Below are 16,401 nucleotides of genomic sequence, written 5' to 3'. Positions count from 1 at the left end.
CTGTGCCGCCAGGTCGCGCGTCTCGGCGCGCGACCTACTGGTCGTCGTGGGTGTGGTCGTCGTGGGTGGCCATGCCGTCGGGATTCCAGTCCAGCGACCAGCCGTAGCGCGCGGCGGCGTCGGCGAGTGTGCCGGCGACGAAGTCGTCCTCGCGGCGGATGACCAGATCGTCGTCGACCACGTGGAAGGACGCCGCGACACAGATCTGGGCCGCGGCCGGCGCCTCGCCCAGCCGCATCGCCAGGTGGTGTTCGCCGCCGGCGGTTCCCACGGTCAGCGTCGGGCGCAGCTGTGCCCACGGTGGGACGGCCCGCAGGCCGTAGGCGACGACGAAGAAGCGGCGGAACGTGGGCAGGGAGGCCAGGTCGACGTAGAGGGTCTGCCCGTCCTGTTCGTCGCGTCCCGCGAGCCGCAGCACCTGACGGCGCGCCCCGGGCCCCGGGGCGCTCGTCGCGCGGCCGAGCGAGTGCAGCAGACCGGCCGCGCCGTCGCCGGCCTGCCACAGGCAGCCGAGATGCAGGTTGCTGGGACGGGGCAGGCCGGTGCTGGTGGTCAGCGGGGTCCAGCGCAGGGTGACGGTCATCGCGCCGGCGCCGCGCTCCTCGCTCGTCCAGATCGTGGCCGGATGGCCGTCGTCGAGCTCGGCGACCCGCTCGGCTCGCTGGCGGTGGCGGGACGAGTGCTCGCTGACCCGCGCCGCGGCGGGTGGTCGCCGCGCGGTCACCGGCCCGCCGCCGGGCAGATCCAGAGCGGAGCCGGTGGTACCCGGCGTGCCGACCGAGGCGGTCCCGCCGGGGCCGCCCAGATCGAGTGCGGAGCGGCCGGCGTGCGCCGGAGGCGGCGGAGGGGGTGTCGCTCGGTCGGTCTTCGACGGGCCGGGTGTCGGCGCGCTGCCGAGATCGAGCGGCGACCCGCCGGCGCGTGCCACGCTCGGCGGCACCAGCGGGCTCGGCGGCACCAGCGGGCTCGGCGGCACCAGCGGGGTTGGCGGCCTCGGCGGCGGTGATGTCGGTGTCGACGCCGGCAGCGGCGTGGGTGTCGGCATCGGTGCGGGTGCCGGCGTGGGGGAGGGCGGCCGAGTCGGTGCGGGGGAGGGCGGCGGAGTCGGCGCGGCGGTGGAGGCCGGTGCGCGCCCAGGGTGAGGTGAGGCGGGCGGCTGTGGGCGCAGGTGCGCGGCGATGGTGCGGCGGGTCCGGGTGGGGGAGGACCGGGCCAGGAAGTCGACGACGTCGGTGGGCTGGGCGAGCACCAGTCGGCCCTGGCCCGCGGCGCCCTGCGGTGCGATGGGGCCGCCGCCGCCGCCGGTGCCGTTCGCGGTGGCGGGGACGTGGCGGGTGGCGCGGCCGGCGAGCAGGCCGGGCAGGCCGTCGGTGTAGCCCTGCCCGACGGCGCGGAACTTCCAGCCGCGTGGGTGACGGTAGAGCTCACCGAAGATCATGAACGTCTCGCGGCCGGTCTCCGCGTCCACGGGACAGTGGACGACCTCGGTGCCGTCGGCGGACAGCAGCCGGATGTAGGCGCCGCGCACGCGGCGGAACGTCGGCCGCGCCCCGGTCGGGTCGACGAGCGCCGCGCCGATCAGGAGCCGTTCCACGTCCGGCGGGACGGCGCCCGGGGTGACGACGAGGCGGTCGGCGTCCCCGGACAGCGGGCGTCGGCGCGGCGCGGCGGCGGGACGTTCGTCGGGGTTGGGCACCTGCTGGGCCAGCAGGAGTCGCGGCGACGGGGGCGCTGACGACAGGGCGGCTCCGGTCAGGATGACGACGGTGTCCAGGTCCGCGTCGCCGAGGGCGGGGCCGTCGTCCCAGCCGAGCGTGACGGTCACCGCCTGACTGCCGGGCACGGCGTCGGCGAGCGCGAGGTTGCCGCCCTTGGGCAGGGTGCGGGTCATCCGTCGAGGTCGGATCGACGGAACTTGGCGTCCAGGAACCGGGCCTGGATCGCGAGCTTCGCGGCGTCGCCCGTGTAGACGAGGTCGGCCAGTTCGTGCGCGCCCTCGTCGAGCAGTTGGAGTTGGCGGACGAGGTCGTCGGCCGGGGTGGTGCCGGTGGGGCCGGGTCGCCCGGCGTAGCGGGCGGGCAGGGCGGTGAAGTCGGCGAGGGCCTGGGGGAGGTACTCGTCGATGATGGCGCCGAGGCCGCGCAGCGCCTCGTCGCTGGCCGGATGCCGCTCGACATGGCCCAGCAGCGGGCGCAGCACGTCATCGATGTCACGCACGGTGGGCACAGCACCGGGCGGCAGCCGTCCACCGTCCGCGTTCGCCCTGGTCACGTGCTCGGTGAGCGCGTGGCGCAGCCGGCGGGCCTGCTCGGCGCCGGCGGACGCACCCGCGGTCCGCGCGCTGGCCTCGTCGGCCGGGCGGGAGCCGTCGGGCCCGCGCTGCGACGCGTCGGAACGTCGGCGGAAGAACATCGCGCCTCCTCCCCGCACACCGCTCGTGCCCGCGCCCCGGCGTCAGCCCTCGGTCGCGCGCGCCCGCTCCAGGTAGGAGCGCGACCGCCCGACCTGCGTCTCCAGCGCGGTGACGGTGGCGGCCATGCTCTCCACCGCCTTGGCGCGGTAGCCGTCGATGGCGTCCATCGTCGCGAAGATGTTGTCGAACGCCGTCTGCAGCGCCTCGACGCTGACGGTGCTGGACGACGCCTGCTCCTGGAGCTGGCCCGACTGCTGGCGCAGCATCTCGCTCGTCGAGGTGATCATGCTGCTGGTCGTGGCGTTCAGCGCGTTGATCTGCTCGAGCACGAGCTTCTGGTTCGCCAGTGCCTGGGCGACGATCACGGCGGTGCGCAACGCGGCGACGGTGGTCGACTGGGCCCGGTCGACACCCTTGATCAGCTCGATGTTGTTCTTGCGGACCAGCTCCAGGGCGAGGTAGCCCTGCACGCTGACCGCGAGCTGGGTGAGCAGGTCCTGCTGGCGCTGGCGGATGGGGAACAGCGCGTCGGAGGTGAGCGCCTCGGCGGCGCTCGGCGCGCCCGGCCGCACCTGCTCGATCTTGGCGGTGACGGCGCCGTCGAGGGCCCGCGCGAGCGTCGCGTACTCGGTCAGCTTGCCCATGGCCGCCCACAGGTTCGCCTTCTCCTGCTCGATGGCCGCGTTGTCCTTGCGCAGCTCGTCCTGGCCGGAGTCGAGCGCCCGGATGATCGCGTCGAGCTGCTTCTGGGCGGACTGGTAGCGCTGGAAGTAGGCGGAGATCCGGTTGCCGAAGGGCACCACGCCCAGCAGCTTGCGTGAGCCGCGCAGGTCGGCCTTGCCCGGGTCGAGGTCGGTCACCGTCTCGCGCAGCTCGACGAGGGTGTGCGCGACCCGGGTCTGCGCGTCGCCCGACCCGCCGCGCCCGCGCGCCCCGGCGAGCGCCGCCGCCGGCCGCTCCAGCATCCGGTTCGACACCCGGGCGCTGGCGATGATCTCCCGCTGGCCCATCGAGGTGATGTCGTTGATCTTCTCCTGGAACGCCGGGCTGCGCGGGTCCAGCGCGGCCAGCTCGTCGGCGAAGCCCGCCGCCCGCGCCCGCAGCTGCACCCGGGTCGCCTCGTCGAGCGGCACCATGCTGTCGACCTGGTCGTCCGGGACGACCGGCACCGCCGCCGGCGGCGCGAGCTCCAGCACCCCGCCACCCACGCCCGGCGTGTTCGCGGTGACCGTGGGTGGTGTCAGCGTCCTGCTCAGATCCAGCTCCGACATGACCGCTCCTCCCCACCGCCCTACCCCGCGACGGCCAGCGCCGGACGGGGTGTGCTGCGTTCGACCCTACGCGAGTTACCCCAGGCGCAAGAGGTCCGAACGGGGACGCCGACGGTCGTCGATCCGACTCCGCCGGGCCCCTGGGACGGCCGTGCCCCACGCTCGGCTGGCCGGTTCCCGGGCCGTCCATACCGCCAGAAAGCAACCCGGCGCAGCGGGCGCCAACGTGCTGTCAACGCACCCGGACTCCGTTGGGATCCGGTGCCGGTGGCTGGCGGCCTATTCGCGACGAAAGGCGCCGGGTGGCCGTCCAGCCCCTGAGAAGTCGTGCTATTCTGTCGTCGATCAGTACTGCTGCATGATTCGGGGGATTTGTATGCAGTGTACCTCGTGTAATTCTATGAACGAAGAGGGGCGGACCTCCTGCGCCGCGTGCGGCCACGCGGTCGCCGTGCCGCGCGGTGGCGGTATCCGGTTCCGGAATCCGCGGATCAGGATGGCGGAGACGGCGCCGGAATACCGTTCCGACCTCACGCGTCACCTCTGTGTTGCGGTGCACCTCGACAGCAGGCTCGCGCAGGCGACCATCGAGGGCGTGTTTGGAAATCGGCGGAGGGTGTTTCCCGCCACCTACGGCGTCGACCTCGCGGTCGTGGCCCAGCATGCGATCGCCGGGCGCGCGCGGCATCTCCTTCGGGACTTCCTGCTCGCCGCTCTGTGTGTTCTTTTCGTCATCGGTGCGGCCCTGATACCGGTGGCCGCGACGTTGGTGCTTGTCTGCCTGTGGCTCGTGGTGCTCGGCGAGCTGTACGCGTCGCACACCTATGTGGAGCGGCGCCTGACACCGCAGGCCTTCGGTGAGCGCACCCCTCCGGTCGCCCTGAGTAGTCAGCAGGTGCGTCGCCTCGAGGAGGTCGAGGAGCAGGTCCTCGGCAATGTGACCGTGTACAGCGGGTACTCGCCGTTCGCGGGCAACGGGGACATCCTGGGGTCGTGGTCCTTCTCGATCGACGTCGAGAAGGGGACCGAGCTCGGCGGCCCCGCTCGTCCGTTCCGCAGTGAGGAGATCCGCCAGCACGTGGTCCGCGCGGTGGATGACCTGCAGTGGGCCGAGATCGAGACCGAGGAGCGCCTGTTCGTCAGTGGTCGCAACATTCGCAACGACCGCAGGTTCCTGCCCGACCCGGGGGAGCGCCCGGTCGTGAGACTGGAGCCGGACCAGCTGCGCGCATTCCAGGAGAGTCCGGAGGGGTCGGCGCGGCACTATACCGCCTTCTACGTTTCCGGGTGGCATGGTGATCTGGTGCTCGCGGTGTTCCTGCGTTTTGTCCTCCGTCCACGGAGCCTCTTCGTTGAAGCAAGCTTTTCGCTGCTGCCGCCACTGCAGGAGAGGTTCTACGAGCCGGACCTGAGGATGTCGTCGGGAAAGGGGTCCACGCTGAGTTTGTCCGGCGGTGCCCGGCTCCTCGTGAAATCGGCCGTGCTTACGCCTGGCCGGGTATTCTTGTGTTGGCCCCGGCTTGGCCAGGCAGCCCTGGGTCCCCTGCTCTCGGGTGTGCGGGAGATGTCGGAGCGCCGGGCCGTCGAAAATGGGATCAACTTCGATTTCGGTGCACCGAGAAGCGTGCGTGAGATGGCGTCCTCCGGTCAGTATAGAACATATTTTCAGCAACTGGACAAGGATATGTACCTCAAGGTTCTCGAAGGCCGTATCCTCGACGCGATCACCGAGTTCCTGGACACCCGGGGCGTCGACACCCACTCCCTGCGGGAGCGGCAGACCACCATCCTGAACAACGGGGTCATGGTGTCCGGCAACGCCAGCGTGCGGGCCGAGAGCCTGGCGGCCGGGCCCGGTTCGGCGGCGAGCAGCGTCCGGCAGTACCTGCGCCGTGCCGGAGAGAAGGCGGCATGACACCCGGGACCAGCAGAAACGATGGTATCCAGGTCAACGGTGGCGTGCTAGCCGCCGACGCGGTCGCCGCCGGGCCGGGCGCCGTGGCCCGCAGCCTCCATGTTCACCACGCGAGCCCGGGCGATGGCCGAGGAGCCGGGCCGATCGTGGACGTCGGCAACGACCGGGCAGAGGATCTCGGCGCGTCGGCTCCGCCGCACTACCGCCAGCGAGGCGACTCCGTCCGGGCATTGACCGAGGACGAGATCACCGCGCTCGCCGTCGTGTTCGCCACGCCATCGTCGGCGGTACCGCTGCTGCGCCAGTGTGACTTTCCTTTGCACCGGGCGCCGTCCTGGCAGGCGGATGACGCGCAGGAGTTCTGGACAGCGGTGAGCACCCTGCTCGACCACGGCATCGTGCACGAGGGCCGGCGCCGTCTGCTGGCGGCCGCCCATCGCCAGTTCCCGGCCCATCCCGTCTTCGCCCCTCCCACGGCCTGACCGGCGAGACGGCGCTTTCGACGCCACCACCCCACCGCGCATCATGCCGACGCGGCGCGATACGCGGTGGGGCCTGAGGCCTCCCGGAGAGGGGAGCCCGCGCGGCCTCAGGAGGCCCTCGGTGAGCGGAGGGCGGCTCGGCTTACGTTGCGCCGCATACGGACCGTCGGGGACGATGACGGCTGTCCGGCGGCGGCTCGCCCCCTGCGTCCGGCCCGCGAGGACAGCCCGTTCACGACCGTGGCGTTGGCACGGACGCCGGCGGCGCGCCTGTGCCCGGACGGGCCCTGACGAAGGCTGGTGGATTGAGCAGCGCACGCACTGGGTCGCCGGACAGCGCCCACGCCCGGGAGTTCGCCGACCTCCTCGGCGTCGCCCCGGTCGACACCGACCTGTTCGAGGCGCTGACGCCGGCTCGCCCGGGCCTGCCCCGGCTGTTCGGCGGTGACGTCGCGGCTCGGGCCCTGGCGGCCGCGCAGCACACCCTGCCCGCGTTCCGCCCGGTGCACGCGCTGCACGGCTTCTTCCTGTTGGAGGGCCAGCCCGGCGAGCGCATGCTGCTGCGGGTCGAGCGCGTCCGCGACGGCCGTTCCTTCGCGACCCGGCAGGTCTCGGTGACCCAGAACGGCCGGACCATCTTCACGCTGACGGCCTCGTTCCACCGGGAGGAGACGGGGGCGGACCTCGCCGTCGCCTTCCCAGCGGGGATCGTGCCGCCGGAACTCGCCGAGCACCATCCCACCGACGTCGACGACTTCCCGGCGCGCGAGCCGCTGGACGTCATCGAGCTCCTGCCGTTTCCCGGCACCGAGGTCGGCGTCGGCATGCAGCGCCGCGTCTGGATGCGCAGCCGCGCGCCGCTGCCCGACGACCCTGCCGTGCACACCCGGGCGCTGACCTACGCCAGCGACTTCAACACCGGCCACGCGGTCGCCCGGGCCGCCGGCATCGAGCCCGCCGACGCGATAGTCGCCAGCCTGTCGCACTCGCTGTGGCTTCACCGGCCGTTCCGGTTCGACGACTGGATCCTCATGGAGATGTCGTGCGACGCCGCGGCCGGCGCCCGCGGCCTGGTGTCCGGCACCGCGCACACCCGCGACGGCGCCCACATCGCCACCTACACCCAGGAGGTCCTCCTGCGCATCCGCCGCCCCGACCACTGATCCCGGCGCCAACCCTGGGCTGGGCCATGTGTAGAGCTGTGATCTCCGGGGTCGCCTTCGTGAGATCCGCGTGCGCCCCGCAAGCCGCACACCGGGCGACCTACGCGCAGGGGAGAAGAGCACCGTGTCGCGAACTCCGCGTGTCGTGTCTTTTCCCGGGATGGTCCTGCGCTGGACAGAAACGCATGGGCGGCGAGTTCGAAGGCCTCGCCCACGTCGGCGTTGGAGGGTGCCTCGGACTACTGGTGCGTCTGACGCGACCGGGGGTCTGCCAGGACGTGATCTCCGCCGTGCGGCGGGTGCCCGGCGGCTGCCGGCGGTCAGGCGGTGGCGGTCTCGGGCGAAGGCCGCATCCGCCGCTCCCTGCTGGAGATCCGCGCCCTGCCGGGCGACCCGGCGTAGCCCGTGATCCCCAGCCCGGCACGGCGCGGACACCACGGGCGTCCGGGGCCGGACGCGCGCCGGGCGCCGGATCGCCCTGGGCGCCGTCACACCTGGGTCTGGGGCGCGGCCGTCATCGAGGGGCGGGCCATGCTGAGTCCGACGGACGCCACGGTGGCGAGGACGAACAGGGTGGCGAACAGGGCAGTGCCCGGGTCGCTGCCCTCGAAGTACACGGGGATCGCCACGGCGCCCGAGACGATGCGGCTCGCCGCGACCGCGCGCAGCGCGACCCGCGAGCTGCGCCGCCACCGGACGATCACCGCGACGAGCGTGACCGCGCCCATGAGGGTGCTGGTGAGCAGGATGTACAGGTCGCCGCTGAAGAGCGCGAGGTCGACGAGGGCAAGCACCGTCGCCAGCGCCAGACCGACCTTGTTCGCCCGGGTGAGAGTGGTGTTCATGTCCATGTCCTTTCGGTGCGGTGTGTGTCGCCACTCATGGTCGGCTTACGGGCCGCCGACGACCCGGGGGCGCGGTCCCGGTCGCTCGGGAGGTTCTCCGGGCGCTCTGGGGGCCAGCTCCCAGGGACATCTCCCGACCCGGGCGTCATCATCATGCTGTGAGCGGTGATCCTGTGCTTTCGGCGGACGTGCCGCTGCGCGTCCTGCTGGCCGATGACCATCCGATGGTGCGCCGCGGTATCGCCGCGCTGCTCTCCACGCTGGAGGGCGTCGAACTGGCCGGCGAGGCCTCGACCGGTGCGGAGGCGATCCGGGAGGCCGTTCTGCTCCAGCCGTCGGTGGTGGTGATGGATGTGCGGATGCCGGACATGGACGGGGTGGAGGCGACGCGCCGGCTGGCGGCCGCCGTACCCGAGTGCGCGGTGCTCATGCTCACCATGTTCGAGGACGACGAGACGCTGGTGGCCGCGATGCGGGCCGGCGCCCGCGGCTACCTGCTCAAGGGCGCCGACCAGGAGGACATCCTGCAGGCGATCCGGTCGGTGGCCCGCGGTCAGGTCGTTCTCGGACCCGGTGTGGCCGGGCGGCTCCTCGATCAGCTGGCCGCGCCGGGCGCGGGTCCGGCGGCACCGTTCCCGGAGCTCACCGCGCGCGAACGGCAGATCCTCGACCTCGTCGCCGCCGGGCGGAACAACACCGCGATCGCCGCGGAACTCGGCGTCGCGACCAAGACGGTCGTCAACCACATCACGGCGATCTTCGCCAAGCTGCGGCTGGCGAGCCGCGCCGAGGCGATCGTGCGGGCCCGCGAGGCGGGCCTGGGACGAACGGCGCCCTGACCGTGCGCTCGACGGGTCCACACCCACGGCCGGGGCAGCCGATCCGCCGGTGGGCCGGGGCAGGCACGGTCGTCGCCGTCGTCGCCGGGACGATCGCGCTCGCCGCAGCGTCCACGCCCCGCTGGGTCGTCCTCGACCTGCCCGTCGGGCTGGCCTGCGCCGGATCGGCCGGTGCGGTGCTGGCGACGCGGGGTCGCCGCGACCGCGTTGGCCTGCTGCTGGCGGCAACAGCCATGATGATGGCGGCGAGCGTCGCGGCGTTTCTGCTGGATCAGGCCGGGCTCGGCGTGGCCGGGTACCTCGGCGGACCGTTCTACCTGGTCGCCGTCGGCGTGTGCGCGCCGGCCGCGGTGGCGCTGTTCCCGACCGGCCAGGTGTCGGGACCACTGCCGACGGCGAGTGCGGTCGTGGCCGTCCTCGCCGGCGGACTGAGCGCGGCCACCCAGCCGCACCCGGCGCTCGCCCACGCCGCGGCGGTCGCGGCCGGATGTGCGCTGCTGGTCGGCGGCTGCGCGCGCTTCGCCCGGGCGCCGGGCGAGGACCGTCGGGCGCTGCTCTGGTTGGCCTGGGGCTGCGCGGCGGCGGCCGTCCTGGCCTTCCACGTGGGGCAGGCCGCGGCGGCGGTGTTCCGCAGCCCGTCGGTGGCGACCGCCCTGCTGGCGCTGGGGCTCGCGATCCCGCCCGTCTGCGTGGCCCTGGCCCGTGCCGGCTCCGACCGGGTGGACATCCGCTGGCTGATCCGGTGCACGACGGAGTGGACGGTGTCGATCGAGGTCGCCGTGGCCGTGGCCGGTGGCCTGCTGGCCGCGCTGGAGATCGCCACAGACCAACCGCCGGACCGGGCCGCCGCCACGGTGGTGTGCGTGGTGGTCGCCGTCGGATTCCCGCCGCTGCGCCGGCGGGCCGGCGCGGTCCTCGACGACGTCCTGTTCGGCGGACAGGCGGATGCCGTCGTGGCGCTGCGCGGGCTCGGGGAACGGCTGGATCGGCGCGGCGGGCCGGGAGAGTGGCTGCCGGTGCTGCGCGCCAGCCTGGCCCTGCCGTTCCTGGAGCTGCGCTCCCAGGGCGAACGGGTCGCCGTGGCGGGCACGCCCAGCGCGACCACCGTCGCCGTCCCGCTGGTCGCGCGGGAGGATCGCGTCGGCGAACTCGTCGTCGGCCTGCCGCCCCAGGTGGCGGTCCTGCCTCCGGCCACAAGCACCGTCCTGCGCCTGGTCGCGACGCCGCTGGCCCAGGCGCTGCGTGCGGAGCACCTGGCCGAGGCGCTCCAGATCTCGCGCGGGCAACTCGTCGGCGCCCTCGAGGAGGAACGCCGCCGGCTGCGCCGCGACCTGCACGACGGACTCGGCCCCGTGCTGACCGGGATCGCCTACAGTGCGGACGCCGCCCGCAACCTCCTCCCGTCCGACGGACCGCAGCGGACGGCATCCGAGCGCGCGCGGGACCTCCTGGCGCAGCTGCGCGCCGACGCGGCCGGGGCGATCTCCGAGGTCCGCCGGATCGCCTACGACCTGCGCCCGCCCGCCCTCGACGAGCTCGGTCTGGTCGCCGCGATCCGCCAGCGGGCCGGGCGGCTGGCCACGCCCGACGGGCGTCGGGTCACGGCCACCATCGACGCGCCCGCCGCCCTGCCTGCGCTGTCCGCCGCGGTCGAGGTCGCCGCCTACCGCATCGCCGTCGAAGCGATCGCCAATGCCGCCCGCCACTCCGGCTCCGCGGAGGTCCGGCTCACCCTGCAGGTCGGCGCGTCCACGCTGCGCATCATCGTGCGGGACGCCGGCACCACGAGCCATCCCTGGACACCGGGCGTCGGCATCCAGTCGATGCGCGAACGGGCCGAGCAGCTCGGCGGCACGCTCGCCGCGACGCCGAGCGCCGACGGCGGCCAGGTCCAGGCCGCCCTGCCCCTCGGCTCCCGCCCGGGCGAGGACGAGGAGCCTGGGGCGGACCAGAGGACAGGAGCGGAGAAGGGGTCAGGAGCGGACGAGGGGCATGACCTCGTCGCAGAACAGGCGTAGTTCCTCGTCCCGGGTGGACTCCTCGTGGCCGACCGACTGCCAGCCCGTCGACGACGCCTACCCCGGAGTCCTGGTCCGCACGTCGTCCGGCCGTCCGACAGCCTCGCCCGCCTGATCCGGTGCGTCGCCGAGGGCCGCGGCGAGCAGGATGGCGACGGCGGCGCGGGCGTCGGCGGCGATGGCGGGGTCACCGTCCATACGGACGGACAGGTTGGCGCCGTCGTAGAGGAGCTGCAGGCCGCGGGCCAGGGCCTGCGGGTCGGGGGCGCCGGCGGCGGTGGCGAGGTCGACGAACAGGCCGCGCAGCCAGGAGCGGTAGGCCGAGGCCGCGTCGTCGATCGTGCCGCCGGGGGACGCCTCGGCGCTGGCGGCGATGAAGGGGCAGCCGCGGTAGCCGGGCTCGGCGAATCGAGCGGCCTGGGACGCGAAGACCGCGAGGATCTTCTCTCGCGGGTCGTCCACCTGCGCGACGGCGTCGCTGATGCGGCGCGCGATGGCCTCGTGCCGGGCCGACAGGTACGCCTGGATGAGCGCGTCCTTGCTGCCGAACGTCTTGTACAGCGACGCCTTGGCGACGCCGGCCTCGTCGATGATGCGGTCGATGCCGACGGTGTGCACGCCCTCGGCGTAGAACAGCCGGCTCGCCGTGTCGAGCAGCCGCTCGCGAGCAGTGGGCCGGACACCTCGCCCGGCTGTGCCGTCCCCGCCGGCCGACGCGTTCATGCCGGCCGACGTGTCGATGCTGGCCGACGCGTTCATGGCGGAGTCGTTCCTGGTGACCGCTGGCATGGCCGATGCCCCTCCCGCGTCTGGTAGACCGCGCTGTCTACCCTACGGTCCCCTGGGGCGGCGTCGAGTAGACAGGTCTGTCTCTCGGATGGTAGACAGACTTGTCTGCCTACGGAAGGGAGGGGCCCCGTGACCACCTCGACGCCCACCATCACCGTTCCGCGCCGACGGCACCCCGCCGAGATCGCCGTCACCGCCGACGTCCCCGGCGTCACCGCCGCCGTACCCGTCGTCAAGCCCGAACCGCCGCCCAGTCGCCGGGCCGCGGCCGGCGGCACGAGGCGTCTCGCGCTGGTCGCCTCGATCGTGGTGTCGTTCCTCGCCGCCTCGGCGGCACCGACGCCGCTCTACCAGCACTACGACGCCGTCTGGCACGGCAGCGCGCTCACCACCACCACCGCCTTCGCGATCTACGCCGGCGCGGTGCTGCTCAGCCTGCTCGTCCTGGGGGACCTCGCCACCCACCTCGGTCGCCGGCCCGTGCTGCTCGCCGCGCTGGCCGCCCAGGCCCTCGCCGTCGTCCTGTTCGCGACCGCCGGCTCGTTCGCGGTGCTGTTCGCCGGGCGGGTGATCCAGGGCCTCGCCGCCGGCGCCGCTCTCGGTGCGCTCGGCGCCACCATGATCGACCTTCATCGCGAGCGGGGGACGATCCTCAACGCGGCCGCGCCCGGCGTGGGAACCGGCCTGGGCGCGTTGGTCGCCGGCCTGTTCGTCAGCTACCTGCCCTGGCCGACGCACCTCGTCTACCTGGTGCTGCTCGCGGTCTTCGCGGCGCAGGCGCTCGGCGTCGCACGGCTGCCCGAGGCGCGACGGCGTGCACCGTCCGGGCTGGTCGCGTCGTTGCGGCCGCGCATCGCCGTGCCCGGGGCCGCCCGCTCGGCGTTCCTGGCGGTCACTCCCGTGCTGCTCGCCGTGTGGTCGCTGGCCGGCTTCTACGGCTCCCTCGGACCGGCGCTGATCCGCGAGCTCGCGCACAGCCGGTCAGCGGCCCTCGGCGGCCTCGGTCTGTTCCTGCTCGCCGGGGTGGCCGCCGTCGCCACCGTCGCGCTGCGTGCGTACGGCGCCGGGCGGCTGATGGCGGTCGGCATCGCCGCGCTCGTCGGCGGGGCCGCCGGAGTGGCCGCCGCGATCGCCGCGGACAGTGCGGGTGGGTTCCTGGCAGCGACGGCGCTCGCGGGCGTCGGCTTCGGCGCCGGCCTGCAGGGCGCCATCCGCACCGTCACCGACCTCGCCGCGCCCCGCGAGCGGCCCGGCCTGCTGTCCGCTGTCTTCGTCGTCTCCTACGTCGGCCTGGGCGTCCCGGCCGTCCTCGCCGGTCTGCTCGTCAGCCAGGGCCACGAGCTGCGCCACGTCGCCATCGGCTACGTCCTGGCCCTGATCGTCTTCGCCGGTGCCGCGGCCCTGGGCCTCGCCCGCTCCCGCCGGCGGCCAGCGCTGGATCAGCGCGGCACGTGGGGTCGGCCGCTGTCGTCCCGCACGGCGGCCCGCGGGCAGCGTTGACGTCGTGCCCCGATCGGAACGTGGATGATCACCCGATCGTCAAGAATCCGCGTTACCGATGGATCCGACGAGGCACAGCCCGCCCGTCTCGCGATAGTCGAAGGCCCGCACCACGTTGGGTGGGCAAAGCGTAGCGCCGGACGCCGGACGCCGCGCCAGGCGGCCGGCCCGGGGATCGGGTCTGGCCGCCCGGTCCGCCTGGGCGAACGGCGAGCCGCTCAGGCGTCCTGGACGACGGCGGGAGTCGCGGCACCGGCCGTGGACTCCGCCGTCGCCGCCGGTCTCGCCGCCGCTGCCGCCGGTGTTGCCGTCGCGTTCGCCGCCGCGGACCGGGAGGCGGCGAGCGCGGCGCGGGCGGGGCCGCGCAGTACGGCGAGGGCGACGATCAGGGCGAGCGCGGCGCAGCCAGCGCCGATGAGGAACGCCAGGTGATACCCGCCGACCTGCGCGGCCGCCGCGGAATGCCCGCTGGCCGCGAGGTGCTTCGTGCGGCTGGCGGCGAGGCTGGAGAGCACCGCGAGGCCGATGGACGAGGTGAGCCACATGGACACGTTGACGATTCCGGAGGCGAGGCCGGCGTCGGCACGGGGAACGTCGGCCATGGCGAGGGAGAGCAGCGGGACCGCCGCGGCGCCCATCCCGAACGCGATGATCAGCAGCGGCGGCAGCATGGTGGTGGCGTAGCTCGTGTGCTCGTCGAGCCGCAGGAGCAGCAACAGGCCGGCGAGCAGGGCGATCAGGCCTGGAAGCAGCACCTTCATGGGGCCGAAGCGGATGAGCAGCCGGCTGATGATGCCCAGCGACAGCGCCCCGAACACGACCGTCATCGGCAGGAAGGCCAGGCCGGTGCGCAGTGGGCCGTAGCCGCGGACCTGTTCGAGGTAGAGCACGCCGAAGAAGAACAGCGCGTTCATGCCGATGAACAGGCAGCCGCGCACGGCGCTGGAGCCGATGAGGCTGCGGATCCGCAGCACCCGCAGGGGCATGATCGGATTGCTGCGCCGGGCCTGGACGACGAGGAACGCGACGAGCAGCACGATCCCGGCGGCCAGGTATCCGAGGGTGTGGGCGGAGGCCCAGCCGTGGGTCGCGGCCGTGACGATCCCGTAGGTGGCGATCACCAGCGCGGCCGTGACCAGCAGGGAGCCGGCGATGTCGACGCCCTCGCCCACGCCGAGCCCGGGGCGCTCCTCGATCAGGACGACCCCGAGGGCGAACGTCGCCACGCCGATCGGCACGTTGATCAGGAAGATCCAGTGCCAGCTGACGCCCTCCGTGAGCACCCCGCCGAGCAGGAGTCCCAGCGATCCGCCGCCGATGGCGACAAGCATGTAGGCGCTCATCGCCCGGGCCCGCTCGGCCGGGTGCGGGAACTCGGTGATGATGATCGCGATGATGACGGACGAGGACACGGCCCCGCCGAGCCCCTGGAGGAACCGGGCGGCGATCAGGGTGCCCTGGTCGGGCGCGGCCGCGCACAGCGCCGAGGCCGCGGTGAACAGGGCGACGCCGGTGAGGAACACCTTCTTGCGGCCGACCAGGTCGCCCAGGCGCCCGGCGAGCAGGAGGAAACTGCCGAAGGTGATCAGGTAGGCGTCGACCACCCAGGTGAGGTTCGACTGGCTGAAGTGCAGGTCGTCCTGGATGGCTGGGAGTGCCACGTTCACGATCGACGAGTCGAGCGCGTTCATGAGCATGGCCAGGCACACGACGACCAGCGCGATCCACCGGCGGCGGTCGGGGCCGCCCGCCGTGGTGGGCAGGGTCGCCAACGCGGGCTCAGGCATCGGCCGTGGTGGGCATCGTGGGGCTTCCCTTCGGCCTTGACCCGGGACAATTGGTGCCAGACTCTGGACGGTCACGTCCAGGTAATCATCCCGGATCGGTGATGGTATCGACGGCGCTACTATAGATCGGTGTCGAACACCATCTCCACCGCAGGGCCGATCGTGCTGCTCGCCCGGCTGTCCCGGCTGATGTACCGGGCCTCGACACCGGAGCTGCTCGGAATCAGCCTGAAGGAGATGGCGGCTCTCGCCTATCTGCGCGACCACGCAGGCACCACGCAGAAGGCGCTGAGCGAAGGCCTGTGTGTCGACGCCAACTACTGCGTCCTGCTGCTCAACGAGCTCGAGGCCGCCGGTCTCGCCGAGCGCCACCGCGACCCGGCGGACCGCCGCCGCCACCTTGTGAGGATGACCGACGCCGGCCGTAGGGCGCTCGACCATGCCGAGCGGGGTCAGGAAACCATCGAGGACGAGATCCTCGCCCGCCTCGACCAGGACGAGCGGGCCGCCCTCGCCCGCCTGCTCCGCCGGGCCCTCGACGGGGCCCCCCGCCACGCCGAGCCGTAGCGCCGCGACGCACACCGCCGCCGACCGGCTCGCCAATAACATCACAATTGTCGGGGATTACGTGAGTGTGGCCACCTGCGGTGGCCATGGCCGGGCGGTCCGGAGATAATCACATCTCTACGATCCTTCGGAGGCTTTCATGACGTCCGGCAGCCTGCGCCGACCGCGCCGGCCGACATCTGAGATTCGCGCGGCGTTGCTGGGGGCCGGTCGGAAGGTGTTCGCCGAGAATGGATACCAGGGGGCCAGCACCCGGGATATAGCCGAGCAGGCCGGTGTGGCCGAGGTGCTGCTCTTCCGGCATTTCGGGAGTAAGCGGGGCCTGTTCCGCGACTCGGTTCTCGAGCCCGTGCTCGAGGCCTGGCAGGGCTTCGAGAATCGCTGGTCAGGCGTCGATTTCGAGCAGATGTCCGACCTCGATTCCGCCCGCATCTACGTCGCTACCGTCTACGACTCACTGGTCGAGCAGCGTGAGCTGATCGTGGCGCTGCACTCGGCGAGCATGCACGAGAACTTCGACATGGGGGCGCCGATCGACGAGGTGCTGAGCCTGGATACCGCCAACATGCGGCGGACGATCGAACAGCGCGGATTTGTCGAGGTCGACGCGTTCTGGGCGATGCGGCTGTCGTTCGGTCTCATCCTGTCCGCCGCGGTTTTCGACGACTGGCTGTATCCGGCGGAAGGCCGGCCGGACCGGGCGGAGTTCATCGAGCAGATGGCGGTGTACATCATCGCGGCGCTCACCCATCGCGACAAGATCAGCTGAGCCCTCCCGGGTCCGGGGAGGGCTCAGCCGGAGCGTCGGCAGG

At 73.0% G+C, this 16,401-nt stretch carries 14 protein-coding genes; 8 read left to right on the top strand and 6 right to left on the bottom strand.

All coding sequences use genetic code 11. From position 1 onward, the window contains the following. Positions 1-34: 34 nt before the first annotated feature. The 3 genes from AC6EXY_RS17695 to AC6EXY_RS17685 are packed head-to-tail and all read right to left on the bottom strand — an operon-like array spanning position 35 to position 3,684. Entirely contained in the window at positions 35-1,891 is a 1,857-nt protein-coding gene (locus AC6EXY_RS17695) for a TerD family protein (protein ID WP_499817917.1), read from the bottom strand. Next, positions 1,888-2,412, bottom strand: a complete 525-nt coding sequence (locus AC6EXY_RS17690) for a hypothetical protein (protein ID WP_101829915.1) — start codon at positions 2,410-2,412, stop codon at positions 1,888-1,890. Before AC6EXY_RS17690 ends, AC6EXY_RS17695 begins: the two co-directional genes overlap by 4 nt. A 42-nt stretch (positions 2,413-2,454) precedes the next feature. After that, the gene (locus AC6EXY_RS17685; RefSeq protein ID WP_101829916.1) at positions 2,455-3,684 is read right to left on the bottom strand and encodes a toxic anion resistance protein; all 1,230 of its coding nucleotides are present in this window, start codon (positions 3,682-3,684) and stop codon (positions 2,455-2,457) included. 400 nt (positions 3,685-4,084) lie between these two features. Here AC6EXY_RS17685 and AC6EXY_RS17680 point away from each other — a divergent pair, with 400 nt between their 5' ends. The 3 genes from AC6EXY_RS17680 to AC6EXY_RS17670 all read left to right on the top strand — a co-directional run bounded on the left by AC6EXY_RS17680 (position 4,085) and on the right by AC6EXY_RS17670 (position 7,244). Next, positions 4,085-5,599 (top strand): AbeC-like domain-containing protein, encoded by a 1,515-nt coding sequence (locus tag AC6EXY_RS17680; protein ID WP_165818198.1) that lies wholly within the window; start codon positions 4,085-4,087, stop codon positions 5,597-5,599. Further along, positions 5,596-6,081, top strand: a complete 486-nt coding sequence (locus AC6EXY_RS17675; RefSeq protein ID WP_133150546.1) for an effector-associated domain EAD1-containing protein — start codon at positions 5,596-5,598, stop codon at positions 6,079-6,081. The genes AC6EXY_RS17680 and AC6EXY_RS17675 overlap by 4 nt, the downstream gene beginning before the upstream one ends. Before the next feature lie 305 nt (positions 6,082-6,386). Next, positions 6,387-7,244 (top strand): acyl-CoA thioesterase, encoded by an 858-nt coding sequence (locus tag AC6EXY_RS17670; RefSeq protein ID WP_499817916.1) that lies wholly within the window; start codon positions 6,387-6,389, stop codon positions 7,242-7,244. A 488-nt stretch (positions 7,245-7,732) separates the two neighbouring features. Here the strand turns inward: AC6EXY_RS17670 and AC6EXY_RS17665 are convergent, their stop codons facing one another. Continuing rightward, positions 7,733-8,089 carry a hypothetical protein gene (locus AC6EXY_RS17665; RefSeq protein WP_133150547.1) on the bottom strand — a complete coding sequence of 119 codons (357 nt, stop codon included), beginning with the start codon at positions 8,087-8,089 and terminating at the stop codon, positions 7,733-7,735. A gap of 158 nt (positions 8,090-8,247) precedes the next feature. Between AC6EXY_RS17665 and AC6EXY_RS17660 the strand changes: the two genes are divergently transcribed. Beyond that, a complete protein-coding gene (locus tag AC6EXY_RS17660) occupies positions 8,248-8,928 on the top strand; it encodes a response regulator (RefSeq protein WP_243407096.1) in 681 nt (226 codons plus the stop codon). A gap of 2 nt (positions 8,929-8,930) precedes the next feature. After that, positions 8,931-10,946, top strand: coding sequence for a sensor histidine kinase (locus AC6EXY_RS17655; RefSeq protein WP_101829921.1), 2,016 nt, complete (start codon positions 8,931-8,933; stop codon positions 10,944-10,946). Between the two features lie 57 nt (positions 10,947-11,003). Here the strand turns inward: AC6EXY_RS17655 and AC6EXY_RS17650 are convergent, their stop codons facing one another. Then, positions 11,004-11,705 carry a TetR/AcrR family transcriptional regulator gene (locus tag AC6EXY_RS17650; protein WP_279354581.1) on the bottom strand — a complete coding sequence of 234 codons (702 nt, stop codon included), beginning with the start codon at positions 11,703-11,705 and terminating at the stop codon, positions 11,004-11,006. 159 nt (positions 11,706-11,864) lie between these two features. Between AC6EXY_RS17650 and AC6EXY_RS17645 the strand changes: the two genes are divergently transcribed. After that, the gene (locus tag AC6EXY_RS17645; RefSeq protein ID WP_243407097.1) at positions 11,865-13,235 is read left to right on the top strand and encodes an MFS transporter; all 1,371 of its coding nucleotides are present in this window, start codon (positions 11,865-11,867) and stop codon (positions 13,233-13,235) included. Positions 13,236-13,453: 218 nt separating this feature from the next. Here the strand turns inward: AC6EXY_RS17645 and AC6EXY_RS17640 are convergent, their stop codons facing one another. Further along, positions 13,454-15,022 carry an MFS transporter gene (locus AC6EXY_RS17640; RefSeq protein WP_101829922.1) on the bottom strand — a complete coding sequence of 523 codons (1,569 nt, stop codon included), beginning with the start codon at positions 15,020-15,022 and terminating at the stop codon, positions 13,454-13,456. Between the two features lie 129 nt (positions 15,023-15,151). Here AC6EXY_RS17640 and AC6EXY_RS17635 point away from each other — a divergent pair, with 129 nt between their 5' ends. Next, positions 15,152-15,589: a MarR family winged helix-turn-helix transcriptional regulator gene (locus AC6EXY_RS17635; RefSeq protein WP_243407098.1), complete on the top strand. Its 438-nt coding sequence runs from the start codon at positions 15,152-15,154 to the stop codon at positions 15,587-15,589. Between the two features lie 139 nt (positions 15,590-15,728). Next, positions 15,729-16,358: a TetR/AcrR family transcriptional regulator gene (locus AC6EXY_RS17630; RefSeq protein ID WP_101829923.1), complete on the top strand. Its 630-nt coding sequence runs from the start codon at positions 15,729-15,731 to the stop codon at positions 16,356-16,358. Positions 16,359-16,401: the final 43 nt, after the last annotated feature.

This window comes from Frankia sp. RB5 (assembly GCF_059816245.1).
Note: the sequence above shows the minus strand (reverse complement) of the source record. Positions and strands in the feature narration are given on the sequence as shown.

Coding starts and splice junctions, on each gene's coding strand:
- AC6EXY_RS17685 (WP_101829916.1), bottom strand. CDS start 3,684: ATGTCGGAGCTGGATCTGAGCAGGACGCTGACACCACCCACGGTCACC.
- AC6EXY_RS17630 (WP_101829923.1), top strand. CDS start 15,729: ATGACGTCCGGCAGCCTGCGCCGACCGCGCCGGCCGACATCTGAGATT.
- AC6EXY_RS17650 (WP_279354581.1), bottom strand. CDS start 11,705: ATGAACGCGTCGGCCAGCATCGACACGTCGGCCGGCATGAACGCGTCG.
- AC6EXY_RS17665 (WP_133150547.1), bottom strand. CDS start 8,089: ATGAACACCACTCTCACCCGGGCGAACAAGGTCGGTCTGGCGCTGGCG.
- AC6EXY_RS17695 (WP_499817917.1), bottom strand. CDS start 1,891: ATGACCCGCACCCTGCCCAAGGGCGGCAACCTCGCGCTCGCCGACGCC.
- AC6EXY_RS17680 (WP_165818198.1), top strand. CDS start 4,085: ATGAACGAAGAGGGGCGGACCTCCTGCGCCGCGTGCGGCCACGCGGTC.
- AC6EXY_RS17675 (WP_133150546.1), top strand. CDS start 5,596: ATGACACCCGGGACCAGCAGAAACGATGGTATCCAGGTCAACGGTGGC.
- AC6EXY_RS17690 (WP_101829915.1), bottom strand. CDS start 2,412: ATGTTCTTCCGCCGACGTTCCGACGCGTCGCAGCGCGGGCCCGACGGC.
- AC6EXY_RS17640 (WP_101829922.1), bottom strand. CDS start 15,022: ATGCCTGAGCCCGCGTTGGCGACCCTGCCCACCACGGCGGGCGGCCCC.